The 16,976-nt window shown below is 44.5% G+C and carries 13 protein-coding genes; all 13 read right to left on the minus strand.

What is annotated here, in order from left to right:
- Positions 1-25 precede the first annotated feature (25 nt).
- Positions 26-265 (minus strand): hypothetical protein, encoded by a 240-nt coding sequence (locus CIK99_RS06860; RefSeq protein WP_094380797.1) that lies wholly within the window; start codon positions 263-265, stop codon positions 26-28.
- Positions 266-286: 21 nt separating this feature from the next.
- Entirely contained in the window at positions 287-547 is a 261-nt protein-coding gene (locus tag CIK99_RS06865; RefSeq protein ID WP_094380798.1) for a hypothetical protein, read from the minus strand.
- 116 nt (positions 548-663) lie between these two features.
- Positions 664-1,587 (minus strand): DUF262 domain-containing protein, encoded by a 924-nt coding sequence (locus CIK99_RS06870; RefSeq protein ID WP_094380799.1) that lies wholly within the window; start codon positions 1,585-1,587, stop codon positions 664-666.
- Between the two features lie 2 nt (positions 1,588-1,589).
- Positions 1,590-1,982, minus strand: a complete 393-nt coding sequence (locus CIK99_RS06875) for a hypothetical protein (protein WP_094380800.1) — start codon at positions 1,980-1,982, stop codon at positions 1,590-1,592.
- 239 nt (positions 1,983-2,221) lie between these two features.
- Positions 2,222-2,647 carry a hypothetical protein gene (locus CIK99_RS06885; RefSeq protein ID WP_094380802.1) on the minus strand — a complete coding sequence of 142 codons (426 nt, stop codon included), beginning with the start codon at positions 2,645-2,647 and terminating at the stop codon, positions 2,222-2,224.
- Between the two features lie 10 nt (positions 2,648-2,657).
- A complete protein-coding gene (locus CIK99_RS06890; RefSeq protein WP_094380803.1) occupies positions 2,658-6,545 on the minus strand; it encodes a DEAD/DEAH box helicase family protein in 3,888 nt (1,295 codons plus the stop codon).
- Complete coding sequence (locus CIK99_RS06895) at positions 6,535-7,530, minus strand: hypothetical protein (protein ID WP_094380804.1); 996 nt, start codon at positions 7,528-7,530, stop codon at positions 6,535-6,537. The genes CIK99_RS06890 and CIK99_RS06895 overlap by 11 nt, the downstream gene beginning before the upstream one ends.
- A gap of 17 nt (positions 7,531-7,547) precedes the next feature.
- Complete coding sequence (locus CIK99_RS06900; protein ID WP_094380856.1) at positions 7,548-9,278, minus strand: ATP-binding protein; 1,731 nt, start codon at positions 9,276-9,278, stop codon at positions 7,548-7,550.
- An 858-nt stretch (positions 9,279-10,136) separates the two neighbouring features.
- Positions 10,137-10,646, minus strand: coding sequence for an NUDIX domain-containing protein (locus tag CIK99_RS06905; protein ID WP_094380857.1), 510 nt, complete (start codon positions 10,644-10,646; stop codon positions 10,137-10,139).
- Between the two features lie 302 nt (positions 10,647-10,948).
- Entirely contained in the window at positions 10,949-12,172 is a 1,224-nt protein-coding gene (gene ccsA / locus CIK99_RS06910; protein ID WP_094380805.1) for a cytochrome c biogenesis protein CcsA, read from the minus strand.
- Between the two features lie 20 nt (positions 12,173-12,192).
- On the minus strand, positions 12,193-13,860 hold the full coding sequence (locus CIK99_RS06915) for a di-heme oxidoredictase family protein (RefSeq protein ID WP_094380858.1): 1,668 nt from the start codon (positions 13,858-13,860) through the stop codon (positions 12,193-12,195).
- A gap of 6 nt (positions 13,861-13,866) precedes the next feature.
- Positions 13,867-15,135 (minus strand): imelysin family protein, encoded by a 1,269-nt coding sequence (locus tag CIK99_RS06920; protein WP_094380806.1) that lies wholly within the window; start codon positions 15,133-15,135, stop codon positions 13,867-13,869.
- Between the two features lie 220 nt (positions 15,136-15,355).
- Complete coding sequence (locus CIK99_RS06925) at positions 15,356-16,693, minus strand: hypothetical protein (protein WP_371590995.1); 1,338 nt, start codon at positions 16,691-16,693, stop codon at positions 15,356-15,358.
- Between the last annotated feature and the right edge of the window lie 283 nt (positions 16,694-16,976).

Below are 16,976 nucleotides of genomic sequence, written 5' to 3' on the forward strand. Positions count from 1 at the left end.
CCTGGCTTCCCCTCTCTTTGTTTCGTTATGTTGGGTTCACTTCAATTATTGCCATAGCTACAGGCATGACCGAAGCCGATGTAAAACTCCTTATTAACGAGATTTCAAAAGATTCATAACAAAGCGTAGCCCTGGAAGGTTGGGTGTCAAGGGCATCGTCATACTTCACAGCAATCGTCTTGCGCTGCAAGAACATTTTGCTCAGCAGTTTTGATCCCTGTTGAAGTGCACGTGTCAGTTCTTTTATCGACCTAAATGTTGCCATTTTCTTTTCTATAATTTGAAATTACTCTTCGTCTTCTCCCTCCTGTTCTGAACGGAATTCAAAAACGAGTTCCGATGCGGGAATATTGCATTCCTCAAACATTCCATGCAAAATGTTGATCTTGGTGGCTGTGCTATTGTCCGTCCATACATACATTCCCGGTGCAAGCTCGCGTCTCCATTCTTCCGGTGTAGTTGAGAAACTGCACTTTTCGTTTGCGCAAAGCCATTCAATGGTAGAACGCTTCTCAAGTAGGATGTGTCCACAAACCTGAATGAGCATTTCCTTCCAAGTGTTAACCGTATATCTGACCCCATGAAGCATATATGCTTGCAGCTTCTTGCCAGTGAACTCATAGTCCTCATCATCAAGCGATGCAGATTCTGCTTCCTATTCAGTTAATCTGTACCTATCGTAGCACAATCCACTTGGCTATATATCTTGGCATAGTGATGCATATCTTTCAAGAGTGTTCCCCTGTCAACACTTATATTTTCGGCATACTCCTTAAAGATAAAGTATATCTTGTCGATACGACCGATCTTTCCTTGCTTCATGGTAAGGTAATCGCGCACAAAAGAAGATGGGTCATACTTTGTGAACTCTTCGATAGGATTCCAATATCGAGTATACAAGTCATCCTGCTCAGTTGGAGCGAGTGACATTAACAAGTAATTACGTATCTTGTCTGCCTCACTCAAATCTAGACCTGTAGAGTTCAGACTCTCAAATATCAACTGCGGGTCATCATCTTCGTCAAGACGAATATTGATGACCTCCAGTTTCTTGATGGTCTCAAAAAGTTCGTCAATAGTCAATCCGCAATGAATAATCTTATCATAGAAGAAGTCGTAGTTGCGGGTAACATTCGACTCTTTGATATATTGCTCCTTAGGCTTATACAGCAAAGCGTCAAAAGCCTGCATGTCTTTCTTGATAGGTTTCAATTTCACCTTTCGTTCGTCTTCTTGGTATTCATCCACCAAATAACGCTTGAAGATTTTCTCAACAAGTTTAGCATCTGTAGCTTCAATCAGTCCTTCTTTTTTGGCATTCACCATCGCAATGAGCAACAACGAAACAGTAGTAATTCGCTGTTGTCCATCAATGATAAATCTGTCTTCTGTTCCTGACAGTATGCTTGAAACTATACTGCCAAAGAAGTGACTCTTTCGGTCACTATTATGGAGCTTTATCAGGTCCTGGAACAACTGCTCGCAATTATTCTCTTTCCAGTCGTAGTTACGCTGGTATAATGGAATGATGAATCTCTTGTCTGATCCATCAAAGAACTTGATTAGTGGTTGTGCGTCACCTTTCATATTTAGAATATGGTTTGAATGTAAGAAATAAGTTCTGTATTATTACAATTAGGAACCTCAAGTGCTCGACCTCCTTTGAAACCATGTTTACACAACTCTTGTTCAGAAAGATGAGCACCATCATACTCTTCGAGTAGTTCAAGCTTGTAAGTAATATCATTTGGAGACGCCTCCTCCCAAAATGCTTGATCTTCACGTTTGCAATTCTCTGCTGTTACAATCAACTTGAATCGTACGCATCGCTCATCGGACATGAAGAGATACACCACATCACCAATGGCGAAGCGTGCTCTTCCCATTCTCCAACTGATGAATCCAAGGGCATGGATAGCATCAGCATGTCTGCACCTTTTTCGGTTGGCAAAGGCAAGCCATGTGCGGTTATTATTATTCATGTATATTATGATTTTTACACTCTGAGAAATCACATTTAACCTAAAGACTTAAGTGGTCTTACGAGAAGTTGATTGTCAATTGACCAGCTTCTTCGTCTTTCATCGGCTTAATCATACTCTCAATGTATTTTCTCTCATCGTCTGTAATGTCGTACATTTCGTATAGCATTTCGTCCGTCCAAGAGTGAGAGAAGTCTTGCATCGGAACGTAGTGATAAACACCAGCTAGTACATTATTCTTAATATTCTCGTGTAAGCCATGTCCAATCATCAAGACGTGGTTCTGGTTTTTCGATTGTCTCACGGATAAATTCCCGGAAGGTTTTCTTGTATTGTTTACGATGATAATCTGATGGCACAGAATCCAAGTCGGATTTCCAGCCACCATCTTCAACAATACTTACATTCAAGCACTCCCACTTGATAAAGAAATCATCTTCTGGCATGTGACCAAAGACCTCAAATGTTATTGGGTAATCCTTCTTGTATAAATTACTCTCTTCGATTTGATGCCATTCATCTTCGTCCCAATTATAGAACCTTGTCCAATCTCGCAATGAGAAGATTTCTGTTCTGTAACCAAGCCACACTTGATAGCCTTCTGGCTTACTACAGACAAGTCCTTCTACCTTGTAATTGTATTTGTCAAAAGAATCTGTACCCATAGATTATTGTTTATTCCATGATGTTTATTCCTGCCATAATGTATTCTTTCTCGTCTTCAGTTATTCCATATTTGTCGAAAAGTCTCTCATCCGACCATACTTCGGAGAAATCTTGAACAGGAACGAATTTGTAAACAGAAGATTGGGCGTGCTGGGTGATCTTTATGGCAGATACAAGGAAGCGGAAGAATCGTGTCTTCAGATAAGAAACGAAATTTTCAGCTTCATTGAGTGTTGAGAATGTAGCATACAAGTATGTCTGAGAACAAACAGATGGAGGCATAGCAATTATAGGTTTACCTAACACTAATTTATCATTACCAGAACCACCGGCTGCAGGCACATAAACTTTTATTTTATCTATGTCATCTGGATTTTTCTTGATTGAATCTCGTTTAATGTAACCCGAATGCCTTTTGTTGTTAATAAGATAATGAAGTTCTACAACAAACTCGTCGTCTTTATCATTTTTAACCTCATAAACAATTTTCTTATTCTTGGTAGGGTTTGTAGGAACGCCAAATGGTGTATCTGCAGATAGTATCTCGCTGACAAATTTCTGCCCTTCGTTTTTGGCTACAGCAAGGACCTTTGCCACGATTTTAGCCTTCAATGGTTCTCTAACAAAGACATCCATTTCGCTAAGATTAACCTCTGCTGTTTCAATGACTCCGTTTGAAATTGTAGAGTAGTTACAAGCACCATCATATTTCTTTCCTCGCACAAAATAACATACTCCACCTTTCAATTCAACCTCAGGGAACAATTCCTTGTGATTTGGATATGCAGTTAGACATGACACCTCATTTGAACTGAGCATGTCTCTACGGAATTCTCCAAGCAAATGCTCACGACCTCCAGTAAACCACTTTGCTGGAATTACAAGCGATGACATACTTGAAGTGTTTTCCTTTGCTACCTTGCAAAATTTCTGATAAATAGGCGCATCATTGGTTCCGCCAGAACCGCCTTCGTCCTGATAAGGAGGATTTCCTACTGCTATGTTTATACACATACTCTTTATCTTGTTTATGTGAACCTCAGCGTTTTCACCGATGAGGTCGTATGAATTAAATTCGTTTTCTATGTTCTCTATGGGCATTCCAAGTGCCTCGTAAACCTTGCGTGTGAACTCGTAGGCAATGGTTGATGTCGGGATGGAATAAATCTTGTCCTTGTATTGCTCACCAAATGTCTGGATAATGGCGTATGCAAATTCACCTTCCTTCGATGCAATATCCATAAACTTGGTGTCGGCTGTGATCTGTTCCCGAGGGAGTTCCGACAACATCTGTATTGCCAAGTGATTCGGAGTAACAATCTCAGAAGTTGACCATCGACCGAACTTCCTCATGGCATTCTCTACTCGCTCAATAGGCGAAAGTGATTCATCATGAGCAAGTGAATTGATATTGTGAATCTTGTAGTCGAGCTGATGAAGAACGTTTGGGTTCAGGTGCTTGAACAGGAGTTTCAACGTCTTTACATCCAATCCAAGATTTGTAAGTATTCGTTTGTTGTTACTGCCACTATTTGCAGAAAGTGCCATAGCTTCAAGCGAGATGACCTCATCGTTTGTGAGGAATGCGTAAAGAAGAATCCTCGAATAGAGAGTTTGCAAACGCTTCTCAAAACTATTGTCTTCCTTTGCTTCGTTCTCTTCTTTGGGTTTCTTTTCGGATGGTTCGCCCGAGTCGGGTACGTCTGGCACATCCAAATCATCGTCACCATCTTCTGCAGCAGGTTTCAGTTTCAAGCCACCACGTGCACCGATTGGTTGCTGACGCATGATTATAGAGTTCAGTTCGTCAATGTCACCAAGCGACAAATCCGCAGGTACTTCCTTTGCTTCATCAAGAACGCTCCGCTCGTTGGAGTATGCACGAACTGCATCAAGAATGTTTGCGGGAGTAACCTCTTGCAGGCGTTGCTTTTTCATCCAGATGATAGGTGATACGTGCAACTCGCGTTCTATACGCTTTTCCAGATTGGTATTACCATTGGAATCTGTGTTAATGTCATAAATGTGAGCGCGTAACTCCTGGAGAATGAACATACGATTTGGGTCGAAGTCAACAAGAAGCGTTTGAGGTTTCATGTTGTACCTTATTTCGTTACCTTCCTCATCCTTATAGGTCTTGACGTAAGGACTTTGCAGACGGAAGATGGCTTGGTCGTATTCTTGTGGAGAAGCCGTATCTTTCAGATAGAGCATCGTGTCCCATTCCGGAACCGTAACGCCTGTCATCATTCTTGATACGGTAAGCGTTATAGTCTTCTGATCGTTTGCTTCATAATCTGCGATTCGCTTCTTGGCAGAATCCACATTTGGGAAAAGTCGCTCGTTTTCAACGCCAGAGATGTTCAGTATCGTGTAGTTAGAAAGATGCTTAAACTCCTTGGCATGATTGACAAGAAGTTGTTCCATTGCATCGCATGAAGCACGAAAAGGAAGTACACAAACAATATGGCGACAGAGCTTGCCGTTTTGAATCCTCTCGTTGGCAAGAAATGAAAGTATGTTTCCATCTTCTTCTGTCCCGTCTATTGCATGAAGGAAATCAAGTATTTCTGTTTCGTGTTCAAACTTCTGGTGCAACCCATCGGGTGACTTAGTGATGGATTTTGGCTTAAACAATTCGCTGAAAGCAACCGTTATGCCATTCTTCTGTAGTTCTGCAAGCTTTCGCAAGGATGATTCATTAGGATTGAAAGCAAAACGCACCATTTGAGGGAATCCATAATAAGGGTTCTCCCATTCGTCCTTGGTGTCAAGATTTTCCTTATCCCATTCTTCGCTTGCCTGAGCAATGTCAGAGAACTGGCAGTAGCAGATAACGTCCTCGTCCGTAAACTCATTACCCATCAGAATTCTGTAAGGCGTTCCGGACAAGTGTAATTGCATCTTGGCATTCAATTGCTTGACATGAGCATCCAGATCATCAGCAGATTCTGCATCATATTTGTGCTCCTGCTTAGATGTTGAGCCTACAGAAGGAAGAACCTTTCCGTAATGTTCGGCACGAGCTCCAAAGTGTGTCTCGTCAACAATCAGAAGGTCTATGCTCTGACGGAACAAGTCCTTATGACGTGCCTTCACCTCCTTGCTGCTGAGGTCTTGGAGCGTAAGGCAAACAACAAGGTTCTTGCGTTCCCTTTTTGCTTGCTTTACCAACGAATCGTTGCGTTTCAAATCATCGCTGTCGGCAAACTCATAGCCTTCGAAGTTCTTGAAACTCTCTACAGTCTTCTTCCATTCTGTCTTGACGTCGGCTTTGGCAGAAACCACAACTACAAGATGGGCTTCCATAGCCTTTGCGCAACTCATGGCTGTAATGGATTTTCCGAATCGCATTACAGCATACATGAGCAAATGGGTTCGACGATGGTTCTTAGCTTCTATAAACCTTTTGACTACCGCTTCTTGGTTAGGACGCAGTATTATGGGTTCTTCACCTCTTTCGTAATGGAAGTCAACCGGCACTCTGCCATCCTTCATCGAATAGAGCTTGTAACGTCCATCTTTATCCGTTGCACTCTTTCTGATGTCTTGAATGGCTTCGTTCACATCATCTGTTGTCGCATTTTCGAAGAACTCGTTGGAGTAATAAGGGATGTTCGGAAGGGTTGTTTTTTCAAGACGTTTGCATCCCTTCTCGCGGATGATGTATTCGTGAACCGAAAGGTCACGGAAGTATTCATCACCAGCGGTTGCTGGTTCATCGTATCGCTTTTGTAGGTCAACAAAATAACGACGCCACTCATTCAAGCGCGTTTCAACAGGACGATACGTGTCACCAATCTTCAAATAGTTTGGCACAGTGCCTGTCTCGAACGCATAAATGTGAGGCTCTACGCGTCCTACGATGAATTTTTCTATGATAGCACTATTTGTCATTGTCCTTTTGATTTAAGAATGTTATTGCATCAACAACCTCATTTTTTGACCAATCCATCATCTTGGCATAGATTCCATTGTGCTTATGCTTCAAATCCTTTAGGCAGCCTTCGCATGGAATTTCCTTGCGAGTAATCTCACCAAAGATGTCAGATTCTTCGATGACTTGTGTCTTACAACTTTTAGGCAGTACGTACTTCAACCCATCCATCTGCCAGATGTTCCAAGAAATAATCTCTGCCATTTCTGCAACTAACTCCCAAGATGGTTGCTCGTTCCAAACCGTTTCGTAATAGTCAAAGAAAGTCATCAGCAGGTTTTGTCTTGCCAGGAGCAAGTTATCGCCTTGCCACTCGTAGCCGAAAGAACACTTATAGGCAATTTTTACCCAATGTATCCACTCTTCTTTCTCCTTGGCATTCTCTGTAACTACACGAAGTTTGCGGTCAAGGAATCCAATTCGTTGATTAACATTATCAAAGAAACGTCCTGTTACAGTGTCGTAACGGCTGACAATGAAAGGAGCCTCGCCGCAAGTAATTTCCATCACTGTCTTGGTGATGTACTCTTTCCATTTCAATGTGTCAGTTTCTTTAAACACCGGTGCTTCTGTTGGTTGCCAAACCTTACCCATTTCGGTGCAAGTATTGAACACATCCTTGCGTCCAAACAAACGCTCATCAACATCATTGAGCATCTGGTTGCACAACCAAGAAGGGGTGAACACCTCTGCCATCTTTCGTGCTCTGTTCTTTTGACTATCCTTGTCCTTTAAGACTCTTGGCACTATCACACGACTCTCATTACAGCAGATTTTCTCTGCCGTTATCTGGTCATAGAAAGTATAACCCTCGCCACGTTCAGCATAGTCATCGGTTGCCCAGATGATGTTTTCGCCTGTGCTACGGTCACGAAGTAGTGTCTCAAGGATTCCATGTCCCCAAGACCGAATTTCTTCTTCCTTTATGTCTATTCCGAATGGCATTCTAAATCTTTGTATGTTTATTTTACGATTGCTTCCCAATGCCCGGTTTTGTCACTTCCGACACGCTTTATGACACCCACGGATTGCATGGCAGCAAGATCACGTTTTATGGTTATAATGCTGGCACCTAATGCTTCTGATAATGTTTTGGCGGTTACAGTATCATTTGCAGTATCATTTACGGTATCATTTATCGTACCATCTTTTATGATATGATAAATCTTTTTCTGTCTTTCAGTAAGTTGCGATGTTTTTGCCGTATCATTTACTTGGATATTCTTGTCTTCTGTTTTGTCAGTTACACCTGCTCGTAGTTTCATTTCATCGTAGAGAGGTGTGAGTTTGATTCCATCAGAAGTCTCTATCAGAAGTTCTTGTGAAAGCAGCTTTTTGAGAGTAACACTATCGACATTGCGGATGCTTTCGCCTCTTGATACTCGATAGAGGGCAAGAAGATCGAAAGCGTTAAGTTGCTCTGTTGTGGCACGGTTGCGCTGAATGTCGTGTATCAAGAGCAGGAGGGCGGGGTCTTGGATTGTGCCATGCAAGCGAAGGCATACCTGCCACTCATCGGTCAGAGAATAATCGGGAATAGGCTTTCCTTCTGAGATGCTGATAGCAAACATGCGGTCAACGCCTTGTCCTCTTTTCTCTACAAGACCAGTCTTCTGAAGTACTTCACAGATACGTCTGCTTCTTGGCATACTGTTAACAGACAAGATGTTGTCTGTATCTACACCCACAGGAAAACCGCCGGCATTTGTAATGACAAGCATATCTGGATATTGCTTGATGACAATATCGCTTTGTATGAACATCACTCTATGACAAATGGCATTGAGGACAGCTTCTCGTACAACATCTTCGTTGAACGCAGGCAACGCATATCGTGCAAACTTATCGCGATAATGCTGCAGGGGGTTACTTGCGGGTTGGTTGATGTAATCCCATACATGATCGACAAGCAAGAATAGTGGTTCACGAAACTCGGCTCTTGCCGTGTATTCTATCATGTGGTGATAGAGGCGATACTCAACAACTACATTGTCACATGGCAAATAACGATAGATGACTTCTGATTTTGCCAACAGGATTAAGGCAGCATAGTTGAGATGGCCATCATTATCCATCAGCATGAAATCCTTCAGTACCTGATTGGTTGGAATGTTGTTGAATTCCGGTTTCTCCCATCTGTCAGCATACTTTTTCTTCATCACACGGATAGCTTCTTCATCAAGGTCTTCAAGCGAGAGTCCTTCGCAGATCTTCTCTGAGAAGTCTGGCTCTGACTCCTGAAGTATCTTGAGATACATGGCATCGGACATTGGCTTTAGTTCTTCGCCAACACGCATCAAAGGCACATCCTCGAACTTGAAGACCTTGCCGATAGGGCGTGAAGGAACCTCTATCACCAATACACGACGGTTCTCTTCATCATAGAGTTCGTAAATCTCAGGGCGAATAGTTGTATCTCGATAGATGTCCGACTCCAGCCGTCCGATGGCATCTTGCGCCTGGCGAGTGCCTGTGACACGATGCGGATAGTTGTCGTGCATACCTATTACGAGGCGACCGCCACCTTCGTTGCAAAGGGCGATGACGTAGCCAAGGATGCAGCGGCGACGATCTTTCGGATTGGTCTTGCCTCGACCATCGTAGGAAACGTTGCCTCCTTCGCCCGCCTTGAACTCAACGCGGTCTTCGGATTCTCGCATCTGCTGGAGTTGCTGTATTGTGAATTTGTTCATTTTTGTTGCGGTCTTTGCTTTAGATACGTTCATCTGCAATCAAGATTCTTTCTCTTGTTCGAGGGCAAAGATACAAATAATTATTCATAATTCAGCAGAATACACTTAATTTTTTATTGTTTGTAGTGAAAATTTGATATTTTTATCATGTATTTGGCGTCATTACTTGCACAAACAAGTCATTTTGACAACGTAATCACTTCCCTCTTCGAGCATAATTTAGTTTGGCGGCAAGGCTGCCGCCTTGTTAATCACGTCCGATATGTATTCAACATAGATAGGGTTTCAAGTGTAGATTAGGGCTGCATAGTATTGAAACGAGGGGAAAATCAAGTGAAAATATGTTAATTTAGCGTGTTTTTGCGTAAAAATGCCTCTCTTCTGTCACTTTTATCACATCTTCTATCACTACTATCACACCTTCTATCACTAATTAAACAACTGAGAATGTGGAGTTTAACCCCATTAGTGATAGAAGTGATAGAAGAAATTGAAAATTTATAGAACGTGCGCGTGCGCTCGTACGCGTGAGAGAATGGGTATTATTATAGTATGTGGATAGTAGTAGTGAATGTGAGATAACAGTTGTCGTAAAGTATTCACTAAAGCTATTATAATTTTGTAAGAACAGGTATCTATTCTATGTTCCGCACTGCGGTATGTACGTTCCCCACTGCGGAACGTACATTCCCCACTGCGGAACGTACATACCGCAGTGCGGAATATAAAACAAACAAGGGCTTCACATTAATATATAATAGCCTAAGTGATAAAATCTGAAATGTATAAGTATATAAATACGTTACCCTTGCTGTTAATGATTGACAAGTCGTAATCTAACTTGAAGAAGTAACCCATTTAATTATTTAGGAAGAAACGGGAGAACTCACTCTCGAAATTTGGTGTTAATACATCTTTACCGAGGGCAGCGCGTATCTCGTCGATAGTCCAGAAACGACCGCCGGCAAGTTCTTCTGTGGATGGGGAGATAACACCGTCGTAGATAGTGGTGTTGACATACACGAGTTCGCGCTCCTTCTTGCTTTCGAATACATACTTGCCCAGGCTGCGGGGAGTGAAATGGGTAATGCCGAGTTCCTCACGCACTTCACGACGCAGAGCATCAGTGGGATTCTCGCCATAGTCGATATGTCCGCCTACGGCAGTGTCCCACTTCCCCGGTTGGATGTCCTTCCAGTCAGGACGCCGTTGCAAATACACTTGCCCCTGAGAGTTGAACACATGCAGATGAACCACGGGATGAAGCAGCTTGCTGCCACTATGACACTCGCCACGGGTGGCTGAACCAATCACCGTTCCCTCTTCATCCACTAAAGGAAATATCTCTTGTTTATTATCCATATTAATCAATATCTGAAAAAAATGCGACCTGATGTGAAAATCGGGTGCAAAGATACTGAAAAATATCGAAACAACCAAATTAATGACTCAACTTTCTCAAATGATTTTGAACCACAGAGTTTAAGAGATATAGAGTATTTATACTAATGAAAGAGGGTGAATGCCAAGGCATTTAGAGCTCATAGAGGGCTGCGCATTATGTTTGCCGCATGGAAACTCTGTGTCCTCCGTCGCTTGCGACCTACTCTATAAAACAAAAAACTCTATTTCTCTTTATCTCTGTGGTTTAAATAAAGCATGTATAAAAATTATGCGTAGGAATGCAGACTGCTGAGAAGCATGTTAACTCCAAAACAAGTCATGAGGAGCACAAGGAAGGACAAGGCTATGAAGAGATGATAGTGGCGGGCACTGCGAAGCCAGGGAATGCTGCGATCATGGAGAGCCACGGCATAGACCATCATAGACACCAATGCCCACGACTCCTTGGGGTCCCAACTCCAATACTCGCCCCACGAGAGATTTGCCCATATCGCTCCCACAAAGATGCCAATGGCAAGACATGCCACTGAGGGATAGAGCATAAGACGCGAGAGAAGGAGATAACGGCCTGTTATGATGCCGGGAATGGAGACTATAAAGGCAAGGAGCAACAACAGATAAGCCACCGACACTATCGCCACATGCAAACTGAGGAATGGCGAGTTGAGAATCGGTTGCATGTCGGCAATCCAGGGATTCGTCTCTGTCATTTGGGTGATGAAGAACCATGCCCCGAAAAGAATAATCAAAGAACTGAGCGATATGGCAATCATAAGTATCGCACGCTCAAACGAAGTGAAACCGCCCTCCCTGCGCTTGCGCCTAAGGAGATGGCGGCAACCACGGAATGCCTCCCACGAGATGCTTATAAACAGGAGGAAATAGCCAATATATGTGACGGTGATGCCCCAGGGATCGTGATTGACGATGAGCGTGGCTCCCATTCCGTCGTCATCGTATGACCACTGATAAAAGCGCCAGTTGCGACATACCACTATCTTGTTCATCGCCACTTCTTCCTGCAAGATGACATCATGCGAGGATATATCGGCTATGGTGATGGTGGATTTGTAGTCGGCAACATTACCGGTTTCGGAATATAGTTCCACCGAGAAATCATCAAGTCGCACGGCAAAAGGCAATGACTGCCCTGTGCCCTCTGCACTGGAGGCTGAAGGCATAAAGCGACAGACAAAGCTGCTCTTGCGCAGATGGATAGTGCCCTGCACGCCGAAGAGATGAGTGAGAAATGCGCCGAGAAGAATAACTACGAACGAGGCATGGAGAAGGAAAAAGGAGAATCGGCGCACACGACTGCGCAATATATGGTATATGCCCAACAGGGCGAGAAAGAACCATAGAACAATCATCCATGTAGCACCGTAACATTCTTCCCGCGCATAATCTGTTCCTGAATATTCGCCGACAATCGTGGCAACTCCTAAGAGCACCACGATTGCGGCATAAAGTATGGCTAAAGGGATTTTCATGTTATATATTTAGTTGACAATTATATTGCCCGTAGGAATTTGACAACGGCATCACGGTCGGACTTGCTGAGGTGATAGAACTTCAAGGTTGACTCGTAGGCCTGACTGTCCTTGCTGTATCCATGCCACATGATGGCCTCTATCTCGTTGCGCGCACGGCAGTCGTGCAGTCGGTCTTCCGCTCCGGTGTTCACAAGCGAGAGTCCTCGTCCCCACAATGGAGTGGTGCGGCACCACGATGCATGTATGTCATTCTTCATGGAAAGCTTATGCTGTATCATGTCGGAATATGGATATATAGTCTGCTTGGGATATTTGGGCAATGGGCGACTTCCGATAATGGCGGGAGCCCAATAATTGTCTTCGCCTGTAGTCCAAGAGGGGCGATGGCAGGTGGCGCATCCAATCTCCTTGAACACCTTCTTGCCCTGTTGTACCACTGGGTCTTGGAGGTTGCGGGCACGGGGAATAGACAGTCCGCGATGCCATACAAGGAAGGCATAGTAGTTGTAGTCGCTCATCTCAGCCTCAAAGCGATACCACGGATTGTCAAACTGGTTGGTGGCGGGACTGAGCAGGTTGCGCACTGCATCGGCAATACCATCGTCTGTTCCATCTGCAAAATAAGGCGACAGCTGGTCGTTCTTTATCGCCTCAATCACCGAAGGAGTCTCGGCCATCTTGTCGGCCCATGCCGTGGTGGTATAGAGTTTCGGTCGGTCGCTGCGTGTAACGTTGGTGATGTTCCAGATGGCATTAGCTCCGGCACCATCCTGGAGTGAGGCACGGGTGAGGGCATAAGTAAACCTCTTCACCGCCTTTTGTCCGTCGGCGAGGGTGTACCATGCCGTAGAGGCGAAGTCATTGGCATCCTTGTCCCACATCGAGGGATTGAGTTCCACATATTTAGCCTCCTGGCGATACTGCTCCCTCAGGTCGTCCTCGGTGATGGCATCAAGAAGACCTGTACCCATAATACCAATTGTTGATTCCAGTCGCACGGCAATGTTCTCCGGTTGGGGTTTTGTGTTGAATGCCGTGGTGGGGATATACACCTCGGGATAGATGAGCGAATATTTCTCCCCGTCCTCAAACTCCATAGGCAATCCGCTCTCCATTGCTGTCACCTCATGCCACGAGATTCTTATCTGGTCTTCGTCAAGTGGAGGCAGGAAAGGATAGGATGCCTGTGTCTGCGGCATACCCGTCACCTCGGAGATATACGGCCCATCGTTACTGTTCTGACCATCAACAGGATGATAGATGGCAAGCAGATAACCATTGCCAAACTGCGACTTATAGCTCGTCTGTCGCTTGCCGTGTCCATAACCTGGATGGCAGTCGATACACGAGCGACGGAGCGATGCCGGACCGAGTCCGTTGAACGGAGCTGTAGCAGAGTTGAAGTTGCGCTCAAAGAATGTTTCTCCGAGATTGAACTCCGCGTCAAGTCCCTGTTGGGTGACGGCGGGAGCCTCATCCTCATAACATCCGGCGGTCACATTATCAGTAGTGCCGAGCAAGCCACCGGGATACCATTCATCAGCAGAGAAATTACCTACTGCCTTACCAATATAGTCGGCCTCGAAGGCGGAAGCCTGTCCGCCCTCTTCTCCTGCCACATCGTTGCTGTCGCTACACGATGCTACAGTTAGACCTACCATCATAATAACAAATATTCTTTTCATAATCATTTACTTTTGAGTTGCAAACCATCCGGCAGCCTTGACGAGTTCATCATCAAGAATCTGCACCTTCTTCTGAGCCTCACCTACAAGGGTATTGTTGACATTCTGCACAAAGCTGCCAAGTGTGGATTGGCATGTCTCAAGTGCGGCAATAGCTTCTGCCACGGCTGTCTCAAGCGAGGCGAGAGACGGATAGGAATTGTCTTTCATATATTGGATGATACTCTTCGAGGTATCTCTTCCGTCAGCCTTTCTGCCGCCGTAAAGGGAATTCTCGATACTGAGAATATTGTCGTGGAAATCGATAAATGACTTGTGACTGTAGGGCGACTCGATATAGTTGACATCCTCGCCTGAATAGGGATTGCCGATCTTGGTGTTTGCAACCTCATTGGCGATATTCTCGCATCCAGCCTGCAAGATAGTCACCATCACTTCCTGCCAAGAGGCGTAAGTGCTACCGGCTTTTCCTGCGGCAAGCATATTCTCGCCATACGACTTCGATCCTCCATTCACGGTGAAGGGAAGTTCTACTTCCTCCACTCTGTTAATATGACTCTGAGGGGCATCTGCATTCCATGCCACCTCCATCTGGAAGCAACGGTCGCGCAGGTCGCCGGCTACTGCAGTGGCATAGATGAGTTCCTGTAGTCCGGTGACGTGAGCGCCAATCTTGGTGAACGCCTCATTGGTCTCCTCGGCTCTCAGGTCGGCAATCTTGCGGTTGGCTCCATCACGGAAGATGATAAACTCAATGCCATGGAATCCAAGAAGTTCCTGTCCGAGTTTACCTCCGGCATAAGCAATACCGTCCTCCCCTTCGAGCTTAGCCACTTGGTCGGCATTCTTCAGGGCAGTGGCAAGTCCGTCGGCATCAAGAGGCCAAGTGTCGATATGCGGGTCGATACCGAAGTCGGTAGCTGCACCATAAAGGAACGCCTCACTCTTCTCCCATTCTTCGCGTGCCTCAAGGAAGATCTGGCAGATATTGTCGATGTCACTCTGACTGACACTTTGTGGATCGGTTTTAAACTTTTCAGTGACAGCTGCAAGATTCTCATACAGTTGATTGGTGGCATCGGCGATTGCCCCATATGTCTGGTATATGGTATTCGTGACATACTGATTGGTAATGGCCTCCATCTTCTGTTCGTTCACACTAAGGGCATTGTCCCCACTCTGATTCTCGTTGTTGTCATCACTACATGATGCTCCCAGGGAAATAATAGCAGCCATAGCCATCATCATTCCCGTCTTTTTCAAAACATTATTCATCCTTATAATTATTTTTAATTTGACTTCATTATTCATTTACTCAACTTTCCCAGGAAAGGGAAGTTAAAGAAGAAGTTTCCTTGAGCGAAGCGAAAAAAGGAAGTTAAAGACGTATGTCAAAGCCCAGAAAACTCCCGAAAGGAAGCGAAAAGACTATTGTCTTTAACTTCTTTAACTTCCTTAACTTCTTAGAGTTGAGCACATGCGAAACTTAATTCATTTATAAAAAGAATCCCTGATAAGCCACTCCTATCGAGACCGACGGTTCGTCGTTATACTGGCTATTGAGAAAACGCTTGGAGTATTCAGCCTTTACCGCCACCTGCGGAACAGGCATCCAGTTGACACCTACAGCCATACGGTTTTTCTTAGTGTATTCATATTGCTGTTGTTCGGCAGAAGGGATATAGGAATTATAATATTCGTAGCGTCCGAAGACATAGAATTTCTGATTATCCTTCTTCATCCTGTCAATCTGCGAGAAAACATTGTAGCCAGCCTCAACTCCATAAGCCAGGGCATTCTTGCCTACGGGAGTCTTCTTGTACGGGGCATTGTTGGCAGTGAGATTGCGCTTAATGCTACTTATCGTGGCGGCATCGCCCACATATCCATAATCGAGATTGCCACGCACAATCCAGTTGTTGCGATTGAGGGTGAAATCTAATGCACCTATTGCCACCACACCTTTTATGTTATTATATTGCTTTTCTCCCTCATATTCTCCTGCCGAATTATATTTGTCGCCCTCAAGGTCGTGGGGGAAGGAGTTGTGCATCGCCTTGCCGTAATAGCCACTCACTCCGATGCGCACTCCGGGAATGGTGTAGTTATCCACACGGGCGGCAAAGCCATATTTGTTGGCCACCTTAAACTCCGCCGACGAACCGGCACCATTCTGCACCCAGTTCTCGCGATTGAACTGAAAGGCATCAAGTCCGGCTATCATCTGCAACTCATAGCGGAAATCGCCCGAACGTCCCCAAAGACTAAATCCTGTGTCATGCCATGTGGAAGGAAGGATAGTGCCCTCACCCTCGGGGCGGTAAACGGTAAAGAAGTTGAGTGGTTCGTGGTGGGCATTGAGCAGACCGACGGGTATAATGATATGTCCCACCCTCACGTTAAACTCCTTGCAGAAAGTCTTCTGAATCCAGAACTGTTCGAGTTCCACCTCGCCACCTTTCTCAATCTCCTGTTCCCACTCGCCACCCTCGGAGAATTCCTTCTCCTGGGCGCATCCCGTACCGGTATGCTCAAACTCTATCTCCGATGACATAAGCCATCCCTTACCGAAGTCATAACTCAGATAAATCACAGCATGAGGTATGTCAAACCGTCCGTGACTCGGGTCGTTGGCATACTTCTTCGGGTCGCTATAGCGATATACATTGTCGCTATAAAAATTGCGTGTAAGAGCCACCTCACCATAGCCTCCCACACTAAGTCGGCTACTCTTGCCTCGCTGTGCGACACTATCTGATGACGCTGTCTGCGCCAGGGAGGCCGCTGTGGCACAAGTCAGAATAATAAAACCTAAAAATGTTCTTTTCATCATTTAATTCAATCGTAATTATCTATTATTGCTAAAATTCGGTGCAAAGGTAGATATATTTCACTAATTTAGCAATACCTAAATTTAGTGAAATTTGGAGACTAATTACTAATAAATGGGGATAATACGTATGAAAAGAACAAAAGAATATACCCAAAATATGTCATAAAAAAGGGTATGGAAGCATGGGTAAGTTATGAAAAAGATACCGATTCTATCTTCCTTATATACATAGTCTTGCACGTTTTAATACCGAGTTTTTATATAAAGTCACACATTTTTATCC

Origin of the sequence: Prevotella sp. P5-92 (genome assembly GCF_002251245.1) — a bacterium.
GTDB lineage: Bacteria > Bacteroidota > Bacteroidia > Bacteroidales > Bacteroidaceae > Prevotella.